Annotated in this window: 23 protein-coding genes and 1 tRNA gene; 8 read left to right on the top strand and 16 right to left on the bottom strand. The window is 68.1% G+C overall.

All coding sequences use genetic code 11. The features are described from left to right. Positions 1–3: 3 nt before the first annotated feature. The 5 genes from AWC14_RS15505 to metG form a co-directional block, all read right to left on the bottom strand. Positions 4–555 (bottom strand): serine acetyltransferase, encoded by a 552-nt coding sequence (locus AWC14_RS15505; RefSeq protein ID WP_045375151.1) that lies wholly within the window; start codon positions 553–555, stop codon positions 4–6. A 67-nt stretch (positions 556–622) separates the two neighbouring features. Next, positions 623–1,171, bottom strand: a complete 549-nt coding sequence (locus AWC14_RS15500) for an LbetaH domain-containing protein (RefSeq protein ID WP_045375149.1) — start codon at positions 1,169–1,171, stop codon at positions 623–625. A gap of 65 nt (positions 1,172–1,236) precedes the next feature. Next, the gene (locus AWC14_RS15495) at positions 1,237–1,599 is read right to left on the bottom strand and encodes a PAS domain S-box protein (protein WP_081968008.1); all 363 of its coding nucleotides are present in this window, start codon (positions 1,597–1,599) and stop codon (positions 1,237–1,239) included. A gap of 228 nt (positions 1,600–1,827) precedes the next feature. Further along, entirely contained in the window at positions 1,828–2,133 is a 306-nt protein-coding gene (locus tag AWC14_RS15490) for a hypothetical protein (RefSeq protein WP_045375145.1), read from the bottom strand. Positions 2,134–2,451: 318 nt separating this feature from the next. Next, entirely contained in the window at positions 2,452–4,002 is a 1,551-nt protein-coding gene (gene metG / locus AWC14_RS15485) for a methionine--tRNA ligase (RefSeq protein ID WP_045375143.1), read from the bottom strand. Positions 4,003–4,021: 19 nt separating this feature from the next. Between metG and AWC14_RS15480 the strand changes: the two genes are divergently transcribed. From AWC14_RS15480 to rsmA, 3 genes are all read left to right on the top strand, one after another. After that, entirely contained in the window at positions 4,022–4,867 is an 846-nt protein-coding gene (locus AWC14_RS15480; RefSeq protein ID WP_045375141.1) for a TatD family hydrolase, read from the top strand. Positions 4,868–5,013: 146 nt separating this feature from the next. Further along, a complete protein-coding gene (locus AWC14_RS15475) occupies positions 5,014–6,141 on the top strand; it encodes a resuscitation-promoting factor (RefSeq protein WP_057003491.1) in 1,128 nt (375 codons plus the stop codon). Continuing rightward, positions 6,105–7,037 (top strand): 16S rRNA (adenine(1518)-N(6)/adenine(1519)-N(6))-dimethyltransferase RsmA, encoded by a 933-nt coding sequence (rsmA, locus tag AWC14_RS15470; RefSeq protein ID WP_057003490.1) that lies wholly within the window; start codon positions 6,105–6,107, stop codon positions 7,035–7,037. The genes AWC14_RS15475 and rsmA overlap by 37 nt, the downstream gene beginning before the upstream one ends. Here the strand turns inward: rsmA and AWC14_RS15465 are convergent. Further along, positions 7,034–7,828, bottom strand: coding sequence for a serine/threonine-protein kinase (locus AWC14_RS15465; RefSeq protein ID WP_045375139.1), 795 nt, complete (start codon positions 7,826–7,828; stop codon positions 7,034–7,036). The two genes, rsmA and AWC14_RS15465, sit on opposite strands and share 4 nt — an antisense overlap. A gap of 48 nt (positions 7,829–7,876) precedes the next feature. Between AWC14_RS15465 and AWC14_RS15460 the strand changes: the two genes are divergently transcribed. Beyond that, positions 7,877–8,833: a 4-(cytidine 5'-diphospho)-2-C-methyl-D-erythritol kinase gene (locus tag AWC14_RS15460; protein WP_193393866.1), complete on the top strand. Its 957-nt coding sequence runs from the start codon at positions 7,877–7,879 to the stop codon at positions 8,831–8,833. A gap of 298 nt (positions 8,834–9,131) precedes the next feature. After that, positions 9,132–10,766 carry a fatty acyl-AMP ligase gene (locus AWC14_RS15455; protein ID WP_045375135.1) on the top strand — a complete coding sequence of 545 codons (1,635 nt, stop codon included), beginning with the start codon at positions 9,132–9,134 and terminating at the stop codon, positions 10,764–10,766. Between the two features lie 15 nt (positions 10,767–10,781). Here the strand turns inward: AWC14_RS15455 and pth are convergent, their stop codons facing one another. The 8 genes from pth to AWC14_RS15415 all read right to left on the bottom strand — a co-directional run bounded on the left by pth (position 10,782) and on the right by AWC14_RS15415 (position 16,713). Beyond that, complete coding sequence (gene pth / locus AWC14_RS15450; protein WP_045375133.1) at positions 10,782–11,357, bottom strand: aminoacyl-tRNA hydrolase; 576 nt, start codon at positions 11,355–11,357, stop codon at positions 10,782–10,784. Between the two features lie 3 nt (positions 11,358–11,360). Beyond that, positions 11,361–12,032 (bottom strand): 50S ribosomal protein L25/general stress protein Ctc, encoded by a 672-nt coding sequence (locus AWC14_RS15445; protein ID WP_045375131.1) that lies wholly within the window; start codon positions 12,030–12,032, stop codon positions 11,361–11,363. Positions 12,033–12,157: 125 nt separating this feature from the next. Further along, positions 12,158–13,024 carry an oxidoreductase gene (locus AWC14_RS15440; RefSeq protein WP_045375129.1) on the bottom strand — a complete coding sequence of 289 codons (867 nt, stop codon included), beginning with the start codon at positions 13,022–13,024 and terminating at the stop codon, positions 12,158–12,160. Positions 13,025–13,068: 44 nt separating this feature from the next. Next, complete coding sequence (locus AWC14_RS15435; protein WP_045375127.1) at positions 13,069–13,707, bottom strand: LpqN/LpqT family lipoprotein; 639 nt, start codon at positions 13,705–13,707, stop codon at positions 13,069–13,071. Further along, the gene (gene arsC / locus AWC14_RS15430) at positions 13,704–14,048 is read right to left on the bottom strand and encodes an arsenate reductase (glutaredoxin) (RefSeq protein ID WP_045375125.1); all 345 of its coding nucleotides are present in this window, start codon (positions 14,046–14,048) and stop codon (positions 13,704–13,706) included. The genes AWC14_RS15435 and arsC overlap by 4 nt, the downstream gene beginning before the upstream one ends. Continuing rightward, a complete protein-coding gene (locus AWC14_RS15425) occupies positions 14,049–15,029 on the bottom strand; it encodes a ribose-phosphate diphosphokinase (RefSeq protein WP_057003489.1) in 981 nt (326 codons plus the stop codon). A gap of 55 nt (positions 15,030–15,084) precedes the next feature. Beyond that, positions 15,085–16,542, bottom strand: coding sequence for a bifunctional UDP-N-acetylglucosamine diphosphorylase/glucosamine-1-phosphate N-acetyltransferase GlmU (gene glmU, locus AWC14_RS15420; RefSeq protein WP_045375124.1), 1,458 nt, complete (start codon positions 16,540–16,542; stop codon positions 15,085–15,087). 99 nt (positions 16,543–16,641) lie between these two features. Next, a tRNA-Gln gene (locus tag AWC14_RS15415) sits at positions 16,642–16,713 on the bottom strand. A gap of 144 nt (positions 16,714–16,857) precedes the next feature. Here AWC14_RS15415 and AWC14_RS15410 point away from each other — a divergent pair. Then, on the top strand, positions 16,858–17,460 hold the full coding sequence (locus tag AWC14_RS15410) for a TetR/AcrR family transcriptional regulator (RefSeq protein WP_081968010.1): 603 nt from the start codon (positions 16,858–16,860) through the stop codon (positions 17,458–17,460). Positions 17,461–17,464: 4 nt separating this feature from the next. Here the strand turns inward: AWC14_RS15410 and lysA are convergent, their stop codons facing one another. After that, a complete protein-coding gene (lysA, locus tag AWC14_RS15405; RefSeq protein WP_045375121.1) occupies positions 17,465–18,811 on the bottom strand; it encodes a diaminopimelate decarboxylase in 1,347 nt (448 codons plus the stop codon). A 162-nt stretch (positions 18,812–18,973) separates the two neighbouring features. Between lysA and mfd the strand changes: the two genes are divergently transcribed. Together mfd and AWC14_RS15395 are read left to right on the top strand one after the other, a co-directional pair. After that, positions 18,974–22,603 carry a transcription-repair coupling factor gene (mfd, locus tag AWC14_RS15400; RefSeq protein ID WP_057003488.1) on the top strand — a complete coding sequence of 1,210 codons (3,630 nt, stop codon included), beginning with the start codon at positions 18,974–18,976 and terminating at the stop codon, positions 22,601–22,603. Continuing rightward, the gene (locus AWC14_RS15395) at positions 22,600–23,664 is read left to right on the top strand and encodes a nucleoside triphosphate pyrophosphohydrolase (protein WP_045375119.1); all 1,065 of its coding nucleotides are present in this window, start codon (positions 22,600–22,602) and stop codon (positions 23,662–23,664) included. Before mfd ends, AWC14_RS15395 begins: the two co-directional genes overlap by 4 nt. A 187-nt stretch (positions 23,665–23,851) precedes the next feature. Here AWC14_RS15395 and AWC14_RS29650 read toward each other — a convergent pair. Further along, on the bottom strand, positions 23,852–23,964 hold a 113-nt coding region (locus AWC14_RS29650), incomplete at its 5' end, for a hypothetical protein (protein ID WP_249026334.1).

Genomic DNA, 23,964 nt, shown 5'->3' with positions numbered 1-23,964 from the left:
CTGCTAGTCCGCGAGGGCGGCAATAGGGCGGTGTGTCCTGACGATGCGGGCCGGAACCCCGGCCACCTCGACGTCGTCGGGAACGGATTTGGTGACCACTGCGCCCGCCCGGACGCCGACGCGGCTACCGATGTCCGCGCCGAGCACCATCGCGAGGGGATACAGGTAGACGTCGTCGCCGATGACCGGCACCTTGCCTTTCGCCTCTCCGATGGTCACCCCCTGGTGGATGCGGCAGTTGGCGCCGATGCGCGCATCGCAATGCACCCACACGGGACCGGGGTGGGCGATCGACAGGCCGGGACCGCACACGTTACGGGAGATGTAGAAACCGAACCGCTCACCGAGCAGCTTGGTCCGCAGTTGCAGCCAGGCGGCGATTGCCCGCCCGAACGGGGTTCGGGCCGTGTTCGTCCAATACTCGGACTTGCGCAGCAAGCGCTGGAAATAGGCGGGCCGCTGTAAGAAGCGGTCACGAAACCGCCATCGCTCGAGGCCGTTGGCTTTCATGTCTGCTGCGAGGTAGGCCCTCAGGTCCTGACGGGTCCTGATCACCGGGCCACCGTACTATAAGTATCGATTTAACGCCATAGTGATACTGCAGGTCCGGTATGAGTGGTATTCAGCCTGCGGCGATCGCGGCCACTCGAGCCGGGACTATCCGGGCCGGCACGCCGGCGACCTCAACATCGTCGGGCACCGAGTCGGTGACGACGGCGCGCGCGAGCACGCGCACGCGATTGCCGACGTCGGCACCGATGATCATCGCGAGCGGATGAATCGCGACATCGTCGCCGATGACCGGGACCCTGCCTTTCGCTTCCCCGATCGTCACTCCCTGGTGGAGCCGGCAGTTGGCTCCCACGCGCGCCTGGTAATGGACCCAGATGCCGCCCGGCTGCGCGATCGACAGCCCGGGCCCGAAGACGTTGCGCGGGATCATGAAACCGAGTCGTTCGCCCACCAGCCTGGTGCGCAATTTGAACCAGACGACGGCAACGCGCCCGACGGGTGTCCGGGCGGTGTTCGACCAGTACTCGGACCTGCGCAATAGCCGCTGGAAATGCGCGGGCCGATGCAGGAACCGGTCACGCAGTCGCCAGCGCTGCAGGCCGTAGCTGGCCATATCCGCCGCCAGGTAGGCCCGCAGGTCCCCCCGAGTCTTGATCACACCCGAACAGTACTAGAAGTACGGTTATTACGCTTAACTAGGACCTACGGTTTGTCACGCTGGTGTCAGCGCTCTTCGGCCCACAGGTGCTCGGTCAGGTCCTGGAACGTCGCAAGCGCCACCTCGTCGTCCGAACGCAGGAGCGCCGACTTGCTCATCAGCGCCCGGACCGTCGAGCCGTCCCGATGTGCCAGTTCGACAACCATGTTCGCCAATGCATGGACGGCGGAAAGCACGGACTCGCCGTTGGACGCCCGATGGAAGATCTGCTCGAACTTCAGCGACAGGACTTCTTCGGGGCCGTACCCCAGCATGTCCGCGAACGCGGTGTTGGCGAACAGGATAGTGCCGCCCTGCATGACGGCCAGTACGGGAACTGGGATCCTTTCCAGCACCACCGATGCAGGCAACTGTTTGAGGGTGGCCATCGGTGATTGGCTGGGCCAGTTTTGTCGCCGCTCCATCCAATGATTATCGGGTACGCCGGAGCTACCGGTTACCGCAATTTCTCGACCCGCATGCGGCTCGCTTCGTGCAACAACGGCTGCTCGGTCAGGCATTGTCCGCACTCGAGCCCACGCGGCGATTCGATCGCCGGACACTCTGTCGGAAAATCGACGAAATACGCTGGGGGAGAACGTCGTAGAAGTCTTCGCTCATAGCGCGTTCAGCGCGTCCTTGATGCGTCGTTTGACTGCGTCGGGGTGGACTTGCAGGTCGTTCCATCTGAACATGGCCTCATAGGAAGGGCCCCCGGGGCCATAAAAACCCAGCGCGGTGACCATCGCGTCCTTGCGGGCCTGGAGATTTTCGGCGCGCTGTCTGCGCAGCATCCGCACCATGCAGGCCATCACGCAGCCGCCGCGGCCGTAGCTGGCCGAAGCCGATTCCCAGCCCGCGTCCAATTCCGTCAGAAGGTTGTCCAGGTCTTGTTGCAGGGTCGACACCTGAACGGTCGTCATGTCAACCCCCTTTGCGCCGGGTCTGCCATCCGCGCAGGTGTGCCCGCCGCCAGGTCGGCAGGACCGCAGTCCCCCGCCTTGGTGATGGATTGCTACGACCCCCCTGAGAATCCACTATGCCATACGATTTGAATGATATTCAAGGCATTTCATAGCAGGTAGTATTGACAGAACGTCAATAACAGTCGTGCGAGCTCAGTCGTGGGGGTGACATTCCGCTGACAGTGCGGTTCCATACGCGACTCGCCGGTGCGGGTGTACGAAACCGCACACTCGCGGCCCCGGTCCCTAACGGCGTCACCAGGGCATTCGGTGCTTTTACGGCTGCTCGGCCTGATACCGCGGGAAGACCGCGGTCGGCGCCGGCAGCCGGGTGCCGGGCGCCAGCCGGGTGCCGATCGCGGCGAATGTCCGCTGCTCAGCGGGCTGACCGAGCAGGTCGAGCAGCTTGCCCGCCGAGGCGGGCAGCACCGGCTGAATCAGCAGCGCCGCGATGCGCACCGCTTCGCAGGTCACGTACAGCACGGTCCGGAACCGTGCCTGGTCCGCCGGCGATTCGCTTTTGCGCAGCACCCACGGCTGCTGCGCGGAGAAGTACTTGTTCGCCGCGCCCAGCATCAGCCAGATCGCCTCGAGCGCCAAATGCATTGCCTGCGCGTCGAATTCGGTGCGCACCCGATCCAGCAGCCCGTCGGCCGCCGCCAGCAGCTCGCGATCGTCGGCGCTGAACTCGCCCGGCTCCGGCACGACGCCGCCGAGGTTGCGAGCCACCATCGACAACGACCGCTGGGCCAGGTTGCCCAACTCGTTGGCCAGGTCGGTGTTGATCCGGGTGATCATCGCCTCGTCGCTGTAGCTGCCGTCCTGGCCGAACGGCACCTCGCGCAGCAGAAAGTAACGCACCTGGTCGACCCCGAACGTGTCGATGAGCGTGACCGGGTCGACCACGTTGCCCACCGACTTGCTCATCTTCTCGCCGCGGTTGAGCAGGAAGCCGTGGGCGAAAACCCTTCGCGGAAGCTCGATCCCGGCCGACATCAAAAACGCCGGCCAGTAGACGGTGTGGAAGCGGATGATGTCCTTGCCGATCATGTGCAGATCGGCCGGCCAGTATCGGCGGAAGAGTTCGGAGTCGGTGTCGGGATAGCCGACGCCGGTCAGGTAGTTGGTCAGCGCGTCGACCCAGACGTACATGACGTGGTCGGGATGCCCGGGCACCGGCACGCCCCAGTCGAACGACGTGCGCGAGATCGACAAATCCCGCAGGCCGCCGGAGACGAAGCTGACCACCTCGTTGCGCCGAACCTCGGGCGCGATGAAGTCGGGATTGGCCTCGTAGTGGGCCAGCAGCTTGTCCGCGTACGCCGACAGCCGAAAGAAATACGTCTGCTCCTCGGTCCAGGTCACCGGAGCGCCCGTTTCCACCGCCACCCGAGTGCCGTCGTCGACGACGGTGGTTTCCGATTCGGTGACGAACCGCTCGTCGCGCACCGAGTACCACCCGGAATAGGAGTCCAGGTAAATGTCGCCGGCGTCGGCCATCCGCTGCCAGATCGCCTTGGATGCTTCCAAGTGGTCGGGGTCGGTCGTGCGGATGAACCGGTCGAAGGAGATGTTGAGCTTCTGCTGCAAGGCCTGGAAGACATCTGAGTTGCGCCGGGCCAGCTCGGCGGTCGGAATGCCCTCGGCCGCGGCCGTCTCCACCATCTTCAGGCCGTGCTCGTCGGTGCCGGTCAAAAACCGCACGTCGAAACCGTCGAGCCGCTTGAACCGCGCGATCGCGTCGGTGGCGATGTACTCGTAGGCGTGCCCGACGTGCGGCTCGCCGTTCGGGTAGGTGATCGCCGTGGTGACGTAGAAGGGCCTCATCGAGACACCACCTTATGGTGTGCGGGTGGGTTCCAACCGTCCGGCGCCGCCGCCTCCCGAGCCGCTGACGCCCTTGGTCGACGCGCATACCCACCTCGACGCGTGCGGCGCCGCCGACGCCGACGGAGTCCGCGCGATCGTCGACCGCGCCGCCGCCGTCGGAGTCGAGGCCGTGGTGACCATCGCCGACGACCTGGCCTCGGCGCGCTGGGTGACGCAGGCCGCCGACTGGGACCCCCGGGTGTACGCCGCGGTGGCGCTGCACCCGACGCGGGCCGACGCGCTCACCGACACCGCCCGGGCCGAGATCGAGCGGCTGGCCGCGCACCCGCGGGTGGTGGCGATCGGCGAGACCGGCATGGACCTGTACTGGCCGGGGCGGCTTGACGGCTGCGCGGAGCCGAGTGCGCAGCGGGACGCGTTCGCCTGGCACATCGACCTGGCCAAACGGATCGGCAAACCGCTGATGATCCACAACCGGGACGCCGACGCCGAGGTGATCGACGTCCTGCGCGCCGAGGGCGCGCCGGACACGGTGATTTTCCACTGCTTCTCGTCGGATGCCGCCATGGCCCGGACCTGCGTCGACGGCGGCTGGCTGGTCAGCCTGTCCGGCACCGTGAGCTTCCGCAACGCCCGCGACCTGCGCGATGCCGTTCCGTTGGTACCGCTCGGGCAGCTGCTGGTGGAGACCGACGCGCCGTTTCTGGCCCCGCATCCTTACCGTGGCGCTCCCAACGAATCGTATTGCCTGCCCTACACTGTCCGATCGTTGGCCGAACTGCTGGGCCGGCCCGCCGAGGAACTCGCGCAGGTCACCACGGCCAACGCGCGCCGCGCCTACGGACTGGCAACCAGTGATTAAGAGTCCAGTAAGAGCGTGTCTCTGGAGTTGCCGTATGTAGGCCGGTTCGTTACCGTCTTGTGATCGAACGGGTGGGGCCGAAAGGCCCCTTTGCTGTGTCAGTGGGTTGTTGCCGGAGTTGTTGCTGAGGTCGGGGAATATACGCGTTGAACGTACTTGCCAGACTGCACCAGACCCCATCGCCGATCCTGCGGATCCTTGTCGCCGCGCTGCTGTTCGTGCTGGCCGTCGCCGGGGGCATGGCGGTCGCCGCCTACAAGACCGTGACGCTCAGCGTCGACGGAACGGTGATGAAGGTGACCACGATGAAATCGCGGGTCATCGACATCATCAAGGAGAACGGCTTCGACGTCGCCGAGCGCGACGACCTCTACCCGGCAGGTAACGAGCGCGTGCACGACGCCGACAGCATCGTGTTGCGCCGCAGCCGGCCGCTGCAGATTTCGCTGGACGGCCACGACACCAAACAGGTGTGGACCACGGCCTCCACGGTCGACGAGGCGCTGGCCCAGCTGGCGATGACCGACACGGCTCCGGCCGCCGCCTCGCGCGGCAGCCGGGTGCCGCTGGCCGGGATGGCCCTGCCGGTCGTCAGCGCCAAGACCGTCGAGGTCGACGACGGCGGCAACGTCCACAACGTGCACCTGGCCGCGGCCAACGTCGGCGACTTGCTGAGGGCCGCCGGCGCCCCGCTGGAGCCCAGCGACCACGTGAACCCCGGTGCGACCGCACCGGTGGTCGACGGGATGCACATCCAGGTGACCCGCAACCGCATCGAAAAGGTCACCGAGCGGGTGCCGCTGGACCCGCCCAGGCGTCGTATCGAGGACCCGGAGATGAACATCAGCCGCGAGGTTGTCGAGGACCCGGGCACCCCGGGGGTCCAGGACGTGACGTTCGCGGTGGCCAAGGTCAACGGCGTCGAGACGGGCCGGCTGCCGGTCGCCAACACGGTGGTGACACCGGCCCGCGAGGCGGTGGTGCGCGTCGGCACCAAACCGGGCACGGACGTGCCGGAAGTGGCCAACGGTGACGTCTGGGACGCCATCGCGCGCTGTGAGGCCGGCGGGAACTGGGCGATCAACACCGGAAACGGGTATTACGGCGGTGTGCAGTTCGACCAGAGCACCTGGGAGCGCAACGGCGGCCTGCGTTTTGCCCCGCGCGCGGACCTCGCCACCCGCGAAGAGCAGATTGCGGTCGCCGAGGTGACGCGGGCGCGTCAGGGTTGGGGGGCGTGGCCGGTGTGCAGCGGACGAGCGGGTGCGCGCTGACCATTCGGCTGCTCGGGCGAACCGAGATCAGGCGGCTGGCCAAAGAACTCGAGTTTCGGCCACGCAAATCGCTGGGACAGAACTTCGTCCATGACGCCAACACCGTGCGCCGCGTGGTGTCGTCGTCGGGGGTGCATCGCAACGACCATGTCCTCGAGGTCGGGCCGGGTCTGGGATCGCTGACCCTGGCGCTGCTCGACCGCGGCGCCACGGTCAGCGCCGTCGAGATCGACCCGGTGCTGGCCGGCCGGCTGCCGCAGACCGTCGCCGAACACTCGCACAGCGAAATCAACCGGTTGCGGGTGCTCAACCGCGACGTGCTGTCGATCGGTCCGGCCGACCTGGAGGGCGAGCCGTCTGCAGTGGTGGCCAACTTGCCGTACAACGTGGCCGTTCCGGCGCTGCTGCACCTGCTCGCCGAGTTCCCGTCGATCCGCACGGTGATGGTGATGGTGCAGGCCGAGATCGCCGAGCGGCTTGCCGCCGAACCCGGCGGCAAGGAGTACGGGGTGCCCAGCGTGAAGGTTCGGTTCTTCGGGCGGGTCCGCCGCCACGGCATGGTGTCACCGACCGTCTTCTGGCCGATCCCGCGGGTGTACTCCGGGCTGGTCCGCATCGACCGCTACGAAACGTCGCCGTGGCCGACCGACGAAGAGTTCCGCCGTAGTGTCTTCCACCTGATCGACATCGCATTTGCCCAGCGGCGCAAGACATCCCGCAATGCGTTCGCCGAGTGGGCGGGCTCGGGCAACGAGTCGGCGACCCGGCTGCTGGCGGCCAGCATCGACCCGGCCCGCCGCGGTGAGACGCTGAGGGTCGAGGATTTCGTGCGGCTGTATCAGCGTTCGGCCGAACCCGGCCGGGGCACGACGCAGCCGCAGGCCTCGGCAAGCTAAGCCGCGACCACGCGGGTGATGTGCTCGACGAACTCCGCGCAGGACTGGTAGCGCACCTCGGGGTCACGCGCCATCGCGCGGGCCACCACCGTGTCGAATGCGCGCGACCCCCACGCCACCCGGCACGACGTCCGCGGCGGGATCCCACGCAGATGCGCCTTGACCAGTTCGTCGGAGGTATCGGCCACGAATGGCGGTGCGCCGGTGAGCAATTCGACTGCGCAACATGCCAGGGCGTACTCGTCGGTGGCGGCCGTCGGGGAATGCCCGCGCAGGATCTCCGGCGCCACGTACGGCAGCGACGCCTGCGGCTCCTTCGGGCGACGGAAGACGTCGTCGACCACGGCGTGCGCCACACTGAAGTCGATCAGACAGGCGCCGGCGTGCGAAAAGTCCTCGGCGACAAGGATGTTGGCTGGTTTGACGTCGCTGTGCACGATGCCCTCGCTATGCATGTAGTCCAAGGCGTCGGCGATCTGCGTGAGTGCGGTCAGCCGGTCCTCGAGCCGCCGCAGCCGGGTGGATTTGCCGCCGTCGACGAATTGCATCGCCAACCAGAACGGCCCGCGCTCGTACATCGTCACGATGTGCGGATGGCGCAGCCGGTGCGCGAAGTCGAATTCGCGATTGAGCCGGGCCTGCTCCGCCGCGCCGCGGTGGTCCTCCGCGAGCACCTTGAGCGCGACCGGCTGCTCCGGGTGCGGCCTGGCGTGCGCCCGATACACCGTGGCGTGGCCGCCGCGGCCGACTTCCCGGTCGATGACGTAGCCGTCGATCTCGACGTCAGCCATGCCCGTCAACCATGCCCACAGCGTAGGTTCCGGCGATAGTCTCGTGCGGTGCCGTTGGACGGAAGCGTTGCTCCTCAATGGGTGCCCACTGGCTCGGTCACCGTTCGGGCGCCCGGCAAGATCAACCTGTATCTGGCCGTGGGCGACCGCCGCGAGGACGGCTATCACGAGCTGACCACCGTGTTCCACGCCGTCTCGCTGGTCGACGAGGTGACCGTGCGCAACGCCGACGTGCTGTCGCTGGAGCTGACCGGCGAGGGCGCCGACCAGCTGCCCGGCGACGAGCGCAATCTGGCCTGGCAGGCGGCCGAGTTGATGGCCGATCACGTGGGCCGGGCGCCCGACGTGTCGATCATGATCGACAAGTGCATCCCGGTGGCCGGTGGCATGGGCGGCGGCAGCGCCGACGCGGCCGCCGTGCTGGTGGCGATCAACGCGCTGTGGGAGCTCGGTGTGCCGCGCCGCGACCTGAACACGCTGGCCGCGCAGCTGGGCAGCGACGTGCCGTTCGCGTTGCACGGCGGAACCGCGCTGGGCACCGGCCGCGGCGAGGAGCTGGCCACCGTCCTGGCCCGCAACACCTTCCACTGGGTGCTGGCGTTCGCCGAGGCCGGGCTGTCGACCCCGGCGGTGTTCAAAGAGCTCGACCGGTTGCGGGAGGCCGGGTCCCCGCCGCGGCTCGACGAGCCCGGGCCGGTGCTGGCGGCCCTGGCCGCTGGTGATCCCGAGCAGCTGGCGCCGTTGTTGGGCAACGAGTTACAGGCGGCCGCAGTGAGCAAGGATCCGGGGTTGCGTCGCGTCCTGCGCGCCGGTGTGGAGGCCGGAGCGCTGGCTGGCATCGTGTCGGGTTCGGGGCCGACGTGCGCGTTCCTGTGCCGCTCGGCGCCGGAGGCGGTCGATGTCGGCACCCAGCTGTCGGGTGCCGGGGTGTGCCGCACTGTGCGGGTTGCCAGCGGGCCGGTGCACGGCGCCCGGGTGGTGCCGGCGCCGGTCAGCGGCGTGTGACGTCCGACGTCGAAGTTTGGCGCTTACTTAAGAGGAGTTTAAGATGATCGGCGGTGACGAGTAGCGGTCAAAAAGTGCGCCCCGATGTCCCGCCCGCCGAGCGTGTCGGCGGGCGGTCTTTGAGTTGTAGCGGCCGCCGTGTCCTCGCCGAGTCCGCAACGCTACGTGAAGTTACAGGTTCATCGCCGATTCGAGACGTAACCGCTCCCCAATTGTGTGCGCGTGCCTACTGCGAAGTGCCCCCTAGCAGGGGCAACCTGGGATCCAGGGGCGTTGCGCTGGAACCGAGGAGGTTTTCGTGAGCAGGTTTACCGACAACATGTTCCGCAACGCGCACACCAGCCCCCGCGGCATGGTTACCGGCGAACCGGACCACCCGGTCCGGCACACCTGGCGCGAGGTCCACGAGCGTGCCCGCCGGGTGGCCGGCGGCTTGGCCGCGGCCGGCATCGGCCACGGTGACGCGGTCGGTGTGCTGGTCGGCGCTCCGGTGGAGATCGCGCCGACGGCCCAGGGCCTGTGGATGCGCGGCGCCAGCCTGACCATGCTGCACCAGCCCACGCCGCGTACCGACCTGGCGCTCTGGGCCGAGGACACCACCACCGTCATCGACATGATCGAGGCGAAGGCGGTCGTCGTTTCCGACCCGTTCATGGCGGCCGCCCCGATGCTTGAACAGCGCGGCGTCAAGGTGCTGACCGTGGAGCAGCTGCTGGCTTCTGAGCCCACCGACCCCGTCGACACCGACGAGGACGACCTGGCGCTGATGCAGTTGACGTCGGGATCAACCGGTTCTCCGAAGGCGGTCCAGATCACCCACCGCAACATCTACTCCAACGTCGAGGCGATGTTCGTCGGAGTGAACTACAACCTCGAAAAAGACGTGATGGTCAGCTGGCTACCCTGTTTCCACGACATGGGCATGGTCGGCTTTTTGACGGTGCCGATGTACTTCGGGGCCGAGCTGGTCAAGGTCACCCCGATGGACTTCCTGCGCGACACGCTGCTGTGGGCCAAGCTCGTCGACAAGTACAAGGGCACCTTCATCTGCGGTCCCAACTTCGCCTACTCGCTGTTCGCCAAGCGGCTGCGCAAGCAGGCCAAGCCGGGCCAGTTCGATCTGTCCACGCTGCGGATCGCGATGTCGGGTGCCGAGCCGGTCGACCCGGCCGACGTCGAGGACCTGATCGATGCGGGCCGGCCGTTCGGGCTGCGGCCCGAGGTCGTCCTGCCCGCCTATGGCATGGCCGAAACCACGCTGGCGGCGGCGTTTTCGCCCGTCGAACAGGGCCTGATCGTCGACGAGGTGGACGCCGACCTGCTGGCGGCGCTGCGCCGCGCCGTGCCCGCCACCAAGGGCAACACCCGCCGGCTGGCCTCGCTCGGGCCGCTGCTCGACGGCGTGGAGGCCCGCATTGTCGACGAGCACGGCAACGTGCTGCCGCCCCGCGGTGTCGGGGTGATCGAGTTGCGCGGCGAGCCGATCACCCCCGGTTACATCACGATGGGCGGATTCATGCCGGCCCAGGACGAGCACGGCTGGTATGACACCGGCGATCTCGGCTACATGATGGAGAACGGCCACATCGTGGTCTGCGGCCGGGTCAAGGACGTCATCATCATGGCCGGCCGCAACATCTATCCGACCGATGTCGAGCGGGCCGCCTGCCGCGTCGAGGGCGTGAGACCGGGCTGCGCGGTGGCGGTGCGTCTCGACGCCGGGCATTCACGCGAAACCTTCGCCGTCGCAGTCGAATCCAATGCCTTTGAGGACCCTGCCGAAGTGCGTCGCATCGAGCACGAGGTGGCCCACGAGGTCGTCGCGGAGGTCGACGTGCGGCCCCGCAACGTCGTGGTGCTCGGCCCTGGGACCATTCCGAAGACGCCGTCGGGCAAGCTGCGCCGGGCCAACTCCGTCACGCTGGTCACCTAAACCGGTCTGCCCGCGCTACCAGGCGTGCACGACGTTCTGGGCGGGCTCCAAACCAAGCTCGATCAGCAGCTCGGTGGCGTCGGCGGCCTGTTCGCAGATCGCGGGGACCTCCGGACGCTCGCCCGCGGCGAAGTTCTCCAGCACGAACGCCGCCGGATCCTTGCGGCCCGGCGGTCGACCGATGCCGATCCGCACCCGCTGAAAGTCCTTGGTGCCCAACGACGCCGCCACCGAGCGCAGTCCGTTGTGCCCGCCCTCGCCGCCGCCGATCTTGAGCCTGATCCGACCGAAGTCCAGGTCGAGGTCGTCGTGAATGACGATGACGTCGGCCGCCGGCACCGAGTAGAACTTGGCCAGTGGTCCCACCTGCCGGCCGGACTCGTTCATGTAGCTGCGCGGTTTGGCCAGCACCACCGACCGCCCGCCGAGCCGGCCGGTGACGACCTCCGCCCCGGACTTCTTGTGCGCCTTGAACTTTGAACCCAGCCTGGCGGCGAGCAGGTCGGCGACCATGAACCCCAGATTGTGCCGGGTCGCGGCGTAGTTGGGACCCGGGTTGCCGAGGCCGACCACCAAAAGTGGCTCGGCCATGCGCTATTCGGACTCGGGCGGCGCGGCCTCGGCCTCGGCGGCCTCCTCGGCCGGCTCCTCGGCCGGAGCCGCCTCGGGCACCTCGCCGGCGCCCTCGGCCTCGAGCTCCTCGGCGGTCGGCGCGTTCACCACGTTGACGACCAGCATCTCGGGGTCGGAAACCAGGGTGACGCCGCGCGGCAACTCGATCTGGCCGGCGGCGAACTGGGTACCCGGTTGGGCGTCCTCGACCGAGACAGTCAGCTGCTCGGGAATCGACAACGCCTCGGCCTCGATTTCGATGGTGCTGGTCTCCTGGGTGACCAGCGTGCCCGGCGCGGCGTCGCCGACGACCTCGACGGTCACCTCGACGACGACCTTCTCGCCGCGACGGACCACCAGCAGGTCGGCGTGCTGGATGGTGCGGCGGATCGGGTGGATGTCGAGCGCCTTGGTCAGCGCCAACTGCTCCTTGCCGTCGATGTCGAGGGCGAGCACCGCGTTGGTGCCGGAGTGGCGCAGCACCGCGGCGAAGTCGTGTCCGGGCAGCTCCAGGTGCTGCGGGTCGGTGCCGTGACCGTAGAGGACGGCGGGAATCTTGCCGGCGCGGCGGGCGCGGCGCGACGCGCCTTTGCCGGTCTCGGTACGCACCGAGACGGGAAGCTTGTTAGCGGACGAGGTCGCCGATTTGGCCATGGTGTCGCTCCTGTAGTTGGTCGGGGCACGGCCAAGATCGCGACAACCAGAAGGTCCCCGTCGATAACGGTGGCCCCAAAGGCCACCCTCGCCGTGACGCCCGGCCAGGTTAGCGCATCAGCACCTCACAGCGGAAATTTGGTGTCCGTCAGCCGCTCGGAAAGCTCCCAGAGCGCCTCGGCCGTCTCCCGACGTTTTGCCAGCGGGCTGCGCCGGACCGGCTGCGTGCGGCCCACCATGCCGAAGCGCGGGCCGATGAACGAGTCGCCGGGCACGTCCTGCGAGGCGGCGTAGAGGGTTTGCCGCGCGCCGAAGTCGGCGTCGGTGGCCAGCCGTGCGCCGATCGCCATCAGCGCGTCGCTGATCCTGCGGCCGGAGTGGCCCTGCAGGTTCGTGTTCGAGTAGCCCGGGTGGCAGGCCAGCGCTCGCAACGGTGAGCCGACCGCGGTCAGCCGGCGCTGCAACTCGCTGGTAAACAGCAAATTGGCGAGTTTGGACTGGCCGTAGGCCAGCCAGGGCGAGTACGGCCGCGAGGTCCAGTTGAGGTCTTTGAGGCTGATGTGGCCCAGCCAGTGCGCCATCGACGAGACCGTGACCACGCGGTCGGTCAACTTGGGCAGCAGCAGGTTGGTCAGGGCGAAATGGCCGAGGTGATTGGTGCCGATCTGGCTTTCGAAGCCGTCGGCGGTCACGGCGTGCGGGATGGCCATGATGCCGGCGTTGTTGATCAGCACGTCGGCCTTGTCGACGCCGTCGGCGAACTGGCGCACCGAAGCCAGGTCTTGCAGGTCCAGGCGGCGCACCTCGACGTCGCCGGTCATCTGCTGCGCGGCGGCCTCACCCTTTCCGGTGTTGCGCACGGCCAGGACGACCTGCGCGCCGACGCGGGCCAGCTCGCGAGCAGTCACCGCACCGAGGCCGCTGTTGGCGCCCGTGACGATCACGCTGCGTCCGGCGAACGAGGGTAGATCGGCGGCGGTCCAGGCAGTCATGGCAGTCACAGTAGTGGCGATGGCAAGCGCGGCGAAGCCGGGCGCTACTTTGCCGCGACCGTGAACCCGTCGATGATTTTCTCGATGTCCGCGGCGTCCGCGACGGCCTGGTCGGCCAGGCTGGTCACAGCCAGTTGGACGAGGTAGCGCTGGCTGTCGGGCGGTGAGCCGGTGGCGATGACGACCCGGTTGTAGGTGTGCAGCCGCTTGCCGTCGAGGTCGTAGCTGCCCTGGATCATCGACGACGGAAAACCGTGGAAGTCGGCGTCGGACGCGTCGAGCTTGCGGTAGTTCTCGGCACGCGCGGCATCGGCATTGCCATGCTTGATCGCGTCGCGGGGATCGAACTCCCCGAACAGCCTGACCACGATCAGCATCGCGTTCGGATATGGGCCGTCCTTGGTGATCACGTAGCTGGTCGGCGGGATGGCAGGATTGCTGTACTTCGACCAGCCCGGCGGTGTCGGTATCGACACCGCCAGGTCGGTCAGCGTGTCGGGGGCCACAGCCTGTTGGCCGACGCCGATTTGTTCCAGGTACTTGGGGAACGGGATCGGCGCGACGGCGCTCGTCGGCGTGGTGGACGTGGCGCTGGTTGTCCAGATCGACTGGTAGTCAGGGGTTTTCGGTCCGCAGCCAGCGGTCAGCAGTAGCAGAGCGGCCGCGACGAGCAGGCGTTTCACAGAATGTCGCGTACCGCGTCGACCGGGCGCCCCAGTCGGGTTCCCTTGGCGGTGACCACGAACGGGCGCTGGATCAGGATCGGGTTGGCGACCATGGCGTCCAGCAGCTCGTCGTCGCTCGCGCGGTCCAGACCAAGCTGACGGTACGTGTCTTCGTTCTTGCGCACCGCGTCGCGCACGCCGATGCCCGCATCGCGGATCATCTTGGCCAGCTCCGCGCGGCTGGGCGGCGTCTTCAGGTACTCGACAATCTTCGGTTCGATCCCGTTGTCGCGCAACAGTTCCAGAGTCTTGCGAGAGGTCGAGCAGCGCGGGTTGTGGTAGATGACGCTGTCCGGCATCTAGGCGTCTCCGTCGAAAAGGCCGGTGACCGAACCGTTTTCGAAGACCGCCCGGATGGTGCTGGCCAGCAGCGGGGCGATCGAGAGCACCGTGAGTTGCGGGAACCGCTTGTCCTCGTCGATGGGCAGCGTGTTGGTGACGATCACCTCGCGGGCGCCGCATTCGGCCAGCCGCTGCGACGCCGGTTCGGAGAGCACGCCGTGGCTGGCCGCGATGATCACGTCGCTGGCACCCTCGTCGCGCAGCAGCTTGACCGCCCCGGCGATAGTGCCGCCGGTGTCGATCATGTCGTCGATCAGCACGCAGGTGCGGCCCTCCACCTCGCCGACCACCCGGTTGGACACCACCTGGTTGGGCACTCGCGGGTCGCGGGTCTTGTGGATGAAGGCCAGCGGCACGCCGCCCAGCGAGTCGGCCCATTTCTCGGCGATGCGCACCCGGCCGGAGTCGGGGGAGACCACGACCATGTTGCCGTCCGGGTAGTTGTCTTTGATGTAGCCGGTGAGCAGGTTCTGCGCGCGCATGTGGTCGACCGGACCGTCGAAGAAGCCCTGGATCTGGTCGGTGTGCAGGTCGACGGTCACGATCCGGTCGGCGCCGGCGGTCTTGAGCAGGTCGGCGACCAGCCGCGCCGAGATCGGCTCGCGGCCGCGGTGCTTCTTGTCCTGGCGGGCGTAGGGATAGAACGGCATGACGGCGGTGATCCGCTTGGCGCTGCCGCGCTTGAGCGCGTCGATCATGATCAGCTGCTCGACCAGCCACTGGTTGACCGGGGCGGGGTAGGACTGCAGGACGAACGCGTCGCAGCCGCGCACCGATTCGTGGAAGCGGACGAAGATCTCGCCGTTGGCGAAGTCGCGGGCGGTCTGGGCCGTGACGTGGACGTCGAGCTCCTTGGCGACCTGCTCGGCCAGCTCGGGGTGTGCCCGACCGGAGAAGAGCATCAGGTTTTTGCGGTTGTCGGTCCAGTCGTGGCTCACGTGATGCCCCCGCCGTTCGGATCGAGATGGTGGCCTAATAGTAAAGAGGAAACCGTCACGGTGTGGGATCGGGCCGCTGTTGTGCCTTCTCGGCGGCCTTGGCGGCGGCGCTGCCCGGCCGCTTGCGCTGCACCCAGTTCTCGATGTTGCGCTGCGGGCCCGCGGACACCGCCAGCGCGCCGGGCGGGACGTCGTCGCGCACCACGGTGCCGGCCCCGGTGTAGGCGCCGTCGCCGACGGTGACCGGGGCGACGAACATGGTGTCCGACCCGGTGCGCACGTGCGAGCCGATCGTGGTGCGCGCCTTGGACTCGCCGTCGTAGTTGACGAACACGCTGGACGCGCCGATGTTGCTGTGCTCGCCGATGTCGGCGTCGCCGACGTAGGTCAGGTGCGGCACCTTGGTGCCGGTGCCGATCGTGGAGTTCTTGGTCTCGACGAACGCGCCGAGCTTGCCGTCGGCGCCCAGCACGCTGCCGGGCCGCAGGTAGGTGAACGGCCCGACGACGGCGCCGTCGCCGATGATCGCCGACGTGCCGTGGGTGCGGACCACCGACGCGTCGTCACCGACGGTGACGTCGGTCAACGTGGTGTCGGGGCCGATCGTGCAGCGCCCGCCGATGCGGGTGTTGCCCAGCAGCTGGGTGCCGGGTGCGATGACTGTGTCGCGGCCGATGGCGACGTCGACGTCGATCCAGGTGGTGGCGGGATCGACGACGGTGACACCGGCCAGCTGGTGGGCGGCCACGATGCGGCGGTTGAGTTCGGCGGCCAGTTCGGCGAGCTGAACCCGGTTGTTGACGCCGGCCACCAGCGCGGCATCGTCGACGTGGCGGGCATGCACGACCTGCCCGTCCTGGCGGACGATGGAGACCACGTCGGTGAGATACAGCTCGTGCTGGGCGTTGTCGGCGGACAGCCGGCTCAGCGCCGAGCGCAGCGGCGCGATGTCGAAGGCGTAGACGCCGGCGTTGACCTCGCGGATCTGCTGCTGCGAGGGCGTGGCGTCGGCTTGCTCGACGATCGCGATCACCTCGCGGTCCTGGGTGCGCAGGATGCGGCCGTAGCCGGTCGGGTCGTCGAGCGTGGTGGTCAGCATGGTCACCGCCGCCGATCCCGAGTTGTGCGTGGCGATCAGGTCGGCCAGCGTGTCCGCGTCGAGCAGCGGGATGTCGCCGGAGGTGACGACGACGACCCCGCCGAAGTCGTCGGGCAGCGCCGACAGCCCGCACAGCACCGCGTGCCCGGTGCCGAGCTGCTGGTCCTGCATTGCGACGTCGATGGGCCGGCCCAGCGTGTCGGCCAGCTCGGCCACCACCGGGGCGATGCGGTCGTGGTTTTGGCCGAGCACCACGACCAGGTGTTGCGGCGCAAGCTTGGCGATCGCGTGCAGGGAGTGCGCCAGCATGCTGCGCCCGGCGATCGGGTGCAGCACCTTGGGGGTGTCCGAGCGCATCCGGGTGCCGGCCCCCGCCGCCAGTACCAGGACCGCTGTTTCGCTTTGAGCTGTCATGAGGACCTCGTTCGCCGCGAGTGTGCGTGTTTGTACGCCGACACGCCGTCAAGCGTGTCATTATCCGCACGCTCACGGCAAAAAAGGGGCAAAGCCGAGCTCCGTCGCCAGGACTCGAACCTGAACTCTCAGAACCAAAATCTGATGTGCTGCCGATTACACCACGACGGACTGCATACCAGCGACGACTCTAGCCCGACGACGATGCAGAGCGCGAAGCGCGATGAGGAGAGTCGGGCGATTCGGCCCTTGCAAGCGGATAGGCTGATAGCCATGGCCGCGCTGGACAAAGAAGTGCGGGAGCCGCGCATCAGGATGACCGGCAGCGAGCGCCGGCATCAGCTGATCGACATCGCGCGGTCGCTGTTTGCCGAGCGCGGCTACGAGGGCACCTCGATCGAAGAGATCGCGCTGCGGGCCAACGTCTCCAAGCCGGTGGTCTACGAGCATTTCGGCGGCAAGGAAGGGCTGTACGCCGTCGTTGTCGACCGCGAGATGTCGGCGTTGCTTGACGGCATCACCTCGTCGCTGACCAGGTCGACCAACAACCGGTCCCGGCTGCGTATCGAGCGCGTGGCGCTGGCATTGTTGACCTACGTCGAGGAGCGCACCGACGGCTTCCGGATCCTGATTCGTGACTCGCCGGCGTCGATCAGCTCGGGCACCTATTCCACCCTGCTCAACGACGCGGTCAATCAGGTCAGCTCAATCTTGGCCGGCGATTTCGCCAAGCGCGGCCTCGATCCCGAAACGGCGCCACTGTATGCCCAGGCGCTGGTGGGCTCGGTTTCGATGACCGCCCAGTGGTGGCTCGATGCCCGTGAGCCCAAAAAGGAAGTGGTGGCCGCCCACTTGGTGAACCTGTGCTGGAACGGCCTGACCCACCTGGAGGCCGACCCCGACCTGCTCGACGAGTAGCCACTCAGCCCCGGTCGCGCGCCAACAGGTCGGCGATCGTTTCGCGGCGGACCAATTCGGCGGCGCGGCCATCTTTGACCGCTATCAGCGGTGGCCGGCCGACCATGTTGTAGTTCGACGCCATGCTGTGGTGGTAGGCGCCGGTACAGGCCACGGCAAGCAGGTCGCCGGGATGCACGTCGGCGGGCAGCTCGACGTCGCGGGCGATCTCGTCGCCGGATTCGCAGTGCCGGCCCGCCACGGTGACGCGCTGCCGCGGCGCCAACGAATGCCGGTTCGCCAGTGCCACAGTGTATTTCGCGCCGTACAACGCCACCCGCGGGTTGTCACTCATACCGCCGTCGACGGCGACGAAGGTGCGCCCACCGGGCTGGGTCTTGACGGCCTGCACCTCGTACAGCGTGACACCGGCCCGGGCGCTGATCGCCCGGCCGGGTTCGACGACGATCGCCGGGCGCGGGAAGTGCTCGGCGGCGCAGGCCGCGTCCAGCGCGTCGTCGACGACGCGTGCCAGCTCATCGAGGTCGAGCTCCGGATCGCCCGGCAGATAAGGGATCGCATGGCCGCCACCGATGTTGAGTTCGGTGAGGATCACACCGTGCCGGGCCCGGATGTCGGCCATCGCGGCGATCATCCGGCGAATCGCCTCGCCGTAAAGCGCGGCGTCGGCGACCTGCGAGCCGATATGGCAGTGCAGCCCGATCAGGTCGAGGTTGGGGTGGGCCAGCACCCGCCCCGCCGCCTCGGCGGCGCGGCCGGCGTCGAGCGTGAACCCGAACTTCTGGTCGCTGACCCCGGTGGTGACGGCGTGGTGCCCGTGGATGTCGATGTCGGGCGTGACTCGGACCAGCACCCGCTGCCGGCGGGGCACCAGCCCCGCGAGGTAGGCGATCTCGATGCAGGAATCCACCACGATGCGCCCGACCCCGACGCGCACCGCGCTGCGCAGCTCGTCGTCGGACTTCGCGTTGCCGTGCATGATGATGCGGGCCGGTTTCACGCCGGCGGCCAGAGCGGTGGCCAGTTCACCGGCCGAGCAGACGTCGACGGACAGGCCCTCTTCGCGTGCCCCGCGCGCCACCGCGATGGTCAGCAGTGACTTGCCGGCATAGACGACTTCGGCGCCGCGCAGCGCGTGCCGGTAACGGCGGGCCCGCGCCCGGAAGTCGGCTTCGTCGAGCACGTAGGTCGGGGTGCGGAACTCGTCGGCGACATCGGTGAGCGGCACCTCGCCGATGCACAGCCGGCCCTCGTCGTCGGCGTGCGCAGTCAGCGGCCACACCGCCGGATGGAACCGCGGCTGGGCCGCGTAACCGATGGACGGAAGGATGTCCACCAATGTGGTTGTCATGCTTTCAATCAACGCCGGAGGGTCGTCGGGCGCCGCAGTCCTTACGAATCCTTGACGGCACCGGCCCCGAAATTGACGACGTTCGGTGGGCGGCTGCAGCGGATGTGGTGGCCGTCACGTCGGGTTGGCCAGTGCCGCAACAAAAATCGAGCGAAGCATAGAATGACGGCCATCATGACCGAAACCCCGATCGCGGGGCTGGTGGAGTTGGCGCTGCGCGCGCCGACGTTTGCCCAACTCATCGAGCGGAGCGCCGATCGGCCCGCCGAATTGACGCTGGTCGGACCCGCCAGCGCCCGGCTGTTCGTCGCCGCCGCGCTGGCTCGTCAGGGCCCGCTGCTGGTGGTCACCGCCACCGGTCGTGAGGCCGACGACCTGACTGCCGAGTTGCGCGGCGTGTTCGGCGACGCGGCGGCGATGTTCCCGTCCTGGGAGACGCTGCCGCACGAGCGGCTCTCGCCCGGCGTCGACACCGTCGGCGCCCGGCTGATGCTGCTGCGCCGGCTGGCCCATCCCGACGACGCCCGCCTCGGGCCGCCGCTGCAGGTGGTCGTCACTTCGGTGCGTTCGCTGCTGCAGCCGATGACGCCGCGGCTGGGTCAGCTGGAGCCGCTGACGCTGGCTATCGGCGACGAGATCGCGTTCGAAGACGTGATCGCCCGGCTGGTCGAGCTGGCCTACACCCGCGTCGACATGGTCGGCCGGCGCGGCGAATTCGCCGTCCGCGGCGGCATTCTCGACGTCTTCCCGCCGACCGCCGAGCATCCGGTGCGCGTCGAGTTCTGGGGCGACGAGGTCAGCGAAATGCGGATGTTCGCCGTCGCCGACCAGCGGTCCATCCCCGAGATCGACGTCGACACCGTGGTCGCCGTCGCCTGCCGGGAACTGCTGCTGACCGATGACGTGCGTCGGCGCGCCGCCGAGTTGAGCGTGCAGCATCCCCCGAAAGAGGACACCGTCACCGGCAGCGTCGCCGACATGCTGGCCAAGCTCGCCGAGGGCATTCCGGTCGACGGGATGGAGGCGCTGCTGCCGGTGCTGCGGCCCGACGAGCTGGCGCTGCTGACCGATCAGTTGGCCGCCGGCACGCCGGTGCTGGTCTGCGACCCGGAAAAGGTCCGCACCCGCGCCGCCGACCTGATCAAGACCGGCCGCGAGTTCCTGGAAGCATCCTGGTCGGTGGCCGCGCTGGGTTCCGACGCGCCGATCGACGTCGAGCAGCTGCGCGGCTCGGGCTTCCGCGGGTTCGACGAGGTTCGCGACGCGGCGCGTGAGGCCGACCACCCGTGGTGGACGCTGAGCCAGCTGTCGGACGAGTCGGCGATCGAACTGGAGGTCCGCTCCGCGCCGTCGGCCCGCGGCCACCAACGCGACATCGACGAGATCTTCGCGATGCTGCGCGGCCACGTTGCGACCGGCGGATGCGCCGCCGTCGTCGCACCTGGAACCGGGACCGCGCATCGCGTTGTCGAGCAGCTCGCCGAATCCGACACGCCCGCAACGATGTTGGAGCCCGGCGCGACGCCCAAGCCCGGCGTCGTCGGGGTGCTCAAGGGCCCCCTGCACGACGGCGTGGTGATCCCGGGCGCGGCGCTGGTGATCATCACCGAGACCGACCTGACCGGAAACCGGGTGACCGCCACCGAGGGCAAGCGGCTGGCGGCCAAGCGCCGCAACGTGGTCGACCCGCTGGCGCTGACCGCCGGCGACCTGGTGGTGCACGACCAGCACGGCATCGGCCGGTTCGTCGAGATGACCGAACGCATCGTCGGCGGTGCGCGCCGCGAATACCTGGTGCTGGAATACGCGTCGGCCAAGCGGGGCGGCGGCTCCGACAAGCTTTACGTCCCAATGGATTCGCTGGATCAGCTGTCGCGGTATGTCGGCGGCCAGGCGCCCGCGCTGTCGAGGCTGGGCGGCAGCGACTGGGCCAACACCAAAACCAAGGCCCGCAAAGCCGTCCGCGAGATCGCCGGCGAGCTGGTGTCGCTGTACGCCAAGCGGCAGGCCGCGCCGGGTTACGCGTTCGGGCCGGACACACCGTGGCAGGCCGAAATGGAGGACGCGTTCGGGTTCACCGAGACCGTCGACCAGCTCACCGCGATCCAAGAGGTCAAGGCCGACATGGAAAAACCGGTGCCGATGGACCGGGTGATCTGCGGCGATGTCGGCTACGGCAAGACCGAGATCGCGGTGCGGGCGGCATTCAAGGCGGTGCAGGACGGCAAGCAGGTCGCTGTGCTGGTGCCGACGACGCTGCTGGCCGACCAGCATCTGGAGACGTTCCGGGAGCGGATGGCCGGGTTCCCGGTCACCGTCAAGGGGCTGTCCCGGTTCACCGACCCCGCCGAGTCGCGCGCGGTGATCGACGGGATGGCCGACGGGTCGGTCGACATCGTGATCGGCACTCACCGGCTGCTGCAGACCGGGGTGCGCTGGAAGGACCTCGGCTTGGTGGTCGTCGACGAGGAACAGCGGTTCGGCGTCGAGCACAAGGAGCACATCAAGAGCCTGCGCACCCACGTCGACGTGCTGACGATGAGCGCCACTCCGATCCCGCGCACGCTGGAGATGAGCCTGGCCGGCATCCGGGAGATGTCGACGATCCTGACCCCGCCCGAAGAGCGCTACCCGGTGCTGACCTACGTCGGCCCGCACGACGACAAGCAGATCGCCGCCGCGTTGCGCCGCGAGTTGCTGCGCGAAGGCCAGGCGTTCTACGTGCACAACCGGGTCAGCTCCATCGACCAGGCCGCCGCGCGGGTGAGAGCGCTGGTTCCCGAGGCGCGCGTCGTCGTCGCACACGGGCAGATGCCGGAGGATCTGCTGGAACGCACGGTTCAGGGGTTCTGGAACCGCGAATACGACATCCTGGTGTGCACGACGATCGTCGAGACCGGCCTGGACATCTCCAACGCCAACACGCTGATCGTCGAGCGGGCGGACACGTTCGGGCTGTCGCAGCTGCACCAGCTGCGCGGCCGGGTCGGCCGTAGCCGCGAGCGGGGTTACGCCTATTTCCTGTATCCGCAGCATGCGCCGCTGACCGAGACCGCCTATGACCGGCTGGCCACGATTGCGCAGAACAACGAGCTGGGCGCCGGCATGGCGGTGGCGATGAAGGACCTGGAGATCCGCGGCGCCGGCAACGTGCTCGGCGTCGAGCAGTCCGGGCACGTCGCCGGGGTGGGGTTCGACCTGTACGTGCGGCTGGTGGGCGAGGCCGTCGAGGCGTATCGGGCGGCCGCCGACGGCAAGACCGTCACCAGCGCCGAGGAACCCAAGGAAGTGCGGATCGATCTGCCGGTCGACGCGCACCTGCCGCCCGACTACATCCCCAGCGACCGGCTGCGGCTGGAGGGGTACCGGCGACTGGCCGCAGCGGGCTCCGACGACGAGATCGCCGCCGTCGTGGAGGAGCTCACCGACCGCTACGGCGCGCTGCCCGAGCCGGCGCAGCGGCTGGTGGCGGTGGCCCGGCTGCGGTTGCTGTGCAGGGAGGTCGGCATCACCGAGGTGTCGGCGCCGTCGGAGGCGACGGTGCGGCTGGCACCGATGGCGCTGCCCGACTCCGCCCAGGTGCGGCTCAAGCGGCTCTATCCCGCGGCGCGGTACCGCGCGACGACGGCGACGGTGCAGGTGCCGATTCCGCGGGCCGGTGGTGTGGGTGCGCCGCGGATTCGTGACCTCGAACTGGTCCAGATGGTCGCGGATCTGGTATCCGCGCTTGACGGGAAACCGCAGGCAGATCTTGGTATAACGAAGGCCGTGGCGAGCGAGCAGGCGCGATGACCGTCGTCCTGGTCGACCCGCGGCGGCCGTCGCTGGTGCCGGTGGAAGCGATCGAGCTGCTGTGCGGCGAGGTGCAGTACACCGAGGAGATGCCGGTCGCGGTGCCCTGGACGCTTCCGGCGGCCCGCCCGGCCCACACCGGCGACGACGCTCCGGTGTTGCTGTCGTCGGACCCCGAGCATCCAGCGGTCGCCGCGCGGCTGGCCGCCGGTGAGCGGGTGATCTCGGCGCCCGAGCCGCAGCGTGGCGAGCGGCTGATCGACGCGGTCGCGATGATGGACAAGCTACGGACCGCCGGGCCGTGGGAGAGCGAGCAAACACACGACTCGCTGCGGCGGTTTCTGCTGGAGGAGACCTACGAGCTCTTCGACGCGGTGCGCGGCGGCAATGCGGACGAACTGCGGGAGGAGCTGGGCGATGTGTTGCTGCAGGTGCTCTTTCATGCCCGCATCGCTGAGGACGCCCCGCAGCATCCGTTCACCATCGACGACGTAGCCGACACCCTGCTGCGCAAACTCGGCAATCGCGTCCCGGGAGTCCTTGCCGGAGAAGAGATTTCCCTAGACGAGCAACTGGCCCAGTGGGAAGAGCGCAAAGCCTTAGAAAAGAAAGCAAAGCCACATAATTCATTGATGGACAACGTGCCCACTGCGCAGCCGGCGTTGGCGCTGGCGCAGAAGGTCGTCCAACGAGCCACCCGGGCCGGGGTCCCGGTGGACCTGATTCCGCCCGAGATCACCACGGTCACCATCGACGCCGACATCGACGCCGAAAATACTTTGCGCACTGCGGTTTTAGAATTCATGGACACCGTTCGCTTCACCGAGAAGGCTATCGCCGCCACTCGCCGCGGAGACGACGTCCCTGAGCAGCTGGACGTCGCCCCGCTCGGGACGGTCACCGAGGAGGAGTGGCGTACTTATTGGCTGCCCGCGGTTGGCGACGCGCAGGCAGAGGATGTTCACGACGAAGCTGAGGTCGAATCGCAGGACGCCGCAAGGGAATCCGTCGCACTCGACGGTGAAAGTCCCGAAGTATCTTCGTCCGACGAATCGGACTAGGTCACTCGGCCGTGAAACGGTGGCAAAAGCGTGCCCGGCGCTCCATCACCACATGTCGATAGGCCGGCTTGTCGCAACCCAGTCCTTTCACCGGATCGCATTACGCCGGCGGGATGATTGCTGCCGATGCAACCAGCGGCGATCGCAATCGAATTTCTCTGTGCCTCAACCCGTTTTGGGAGCCAGCTTAGTTGGGTGTGGGTGGTGGTTGGGGTTGGAAGGGGTCGTACCACCACCAGTCGGCGCGCTCGCCCAGCGGCCCGGTCCATGGCGCGACATCCGGTGGAGGTTGGGTGGGCG

The organism is Mycobacterium kyorinense (assembly GCF_002101735.1).
In the GTDB taxonomy this organism is placed as follows: Bacteria; Actinomycetota; Actinomycetes; order Mycobacteriales; family Mycobacteriaceae; genus Mycobacterium; species Mycobacterium kyorinense.
Note: the sequence above shows the minus strand (reverse complement) of the source record. Positions and strands in the feature narration are given on the sequence as shown.

What these genes read in the sequence shown, in the direction of transcription:
- AWC14_RS15465 (WP_045375139.1), bottom strand. Translation starts at nt 7,828, where the DNA reads ATGGCTGACGTCGAGATCGACGGCTACGTCATCGACCGGGAAGTCGGC.
- AWC14_RS15395 (WP_045375119.1), top strand. Translation starts at nt 22,600, where the DNA reads ATGACCGTCGTCCTGGTCGACCCGCGGCGGCCGTCGCTGGTGCCGGTG.
- AWC14_RS15495 (WP_081968008.1), bottom strand. Translation starts at nt 1,599, where the DNA reads ATGGCCACCCTCAAACAGTTGCCTGCATCGGTGGTGCTGGAAAGGATC.
- arsC (WP_045375125.1), bottom strand. Translation starts at nt 14,048, where the DNA reads ATGCCGGACAGCGTCATCTACCACAACCCGCGCTGCTCGACCTCTCGC.
- AWC14_RS15440 (WP_045375129.1), bottom strand. Translation starts at nt 13,024, where the DNA reads ATGACTGCCTGGACCGCCGCCGATCTACCCTCGTTCGCCGGACGCAGC.
- AWC14_RS15490 (WP_045375145.1), bottom strand. Translation starts at nt 2,133, where the DNA reads ATGACGACCGTTCAGGTGTCGACCCTGCAACAAGACCTGGACAACCTT.
- mfd (WP_057003488.1), top strand. Translation starts at nt 18,974, where the DNA reads ATGACGGCCATCATGACCGAAACCCCGATCGCGGGGCTGGTGGAGTTG.
- pth (WP_045375133.1), bottom strand. Translation starts at nt 11,357, where the DNA reads ATGGCCGAGCCACTTTTGGTGGTCGGCCTCGGCAACCCGGGTCCCAAC.
- metG (WP_045375143.1), bottom strand. Translation starts at nt 4,002, where the DNA reads ATGAGGCCCTTCTACGTCACCACGGCGATCACCTACCCGAACGGCGAG.
- lysA (WP_045375121.1), bottom strand. Translation starts at nt 18,811, where the DNA reads ATGACAACCACATTGGTGGACATCCTTCCGTCCATCGGTTACGCGGCC.
- glmU (WP_045375124.1), bottom strand. Translation starts at nt 16,542, where the DNA reads ATGACAGCTCAAAGCGAAACAGCGGTCCTGGTACTGGCGGCGGGGGCC.
- AWC14_RS15445 (WP_045375131.1), bottom strand. Translation starts at nt 12,032, where the DNA reads ATGGCCAAATCGGCGACCTCGTCCGCTAACAAGCTTCCCGTCTCGGTG.
- AWC14_RS15410 (WP_081968010.1), top strand. Translation starts at nt 16,858, where the DNA reads ATGACCGGCAGCGAGCGCCGGCATCAGCTGATCGACATCGCGCGGTCG.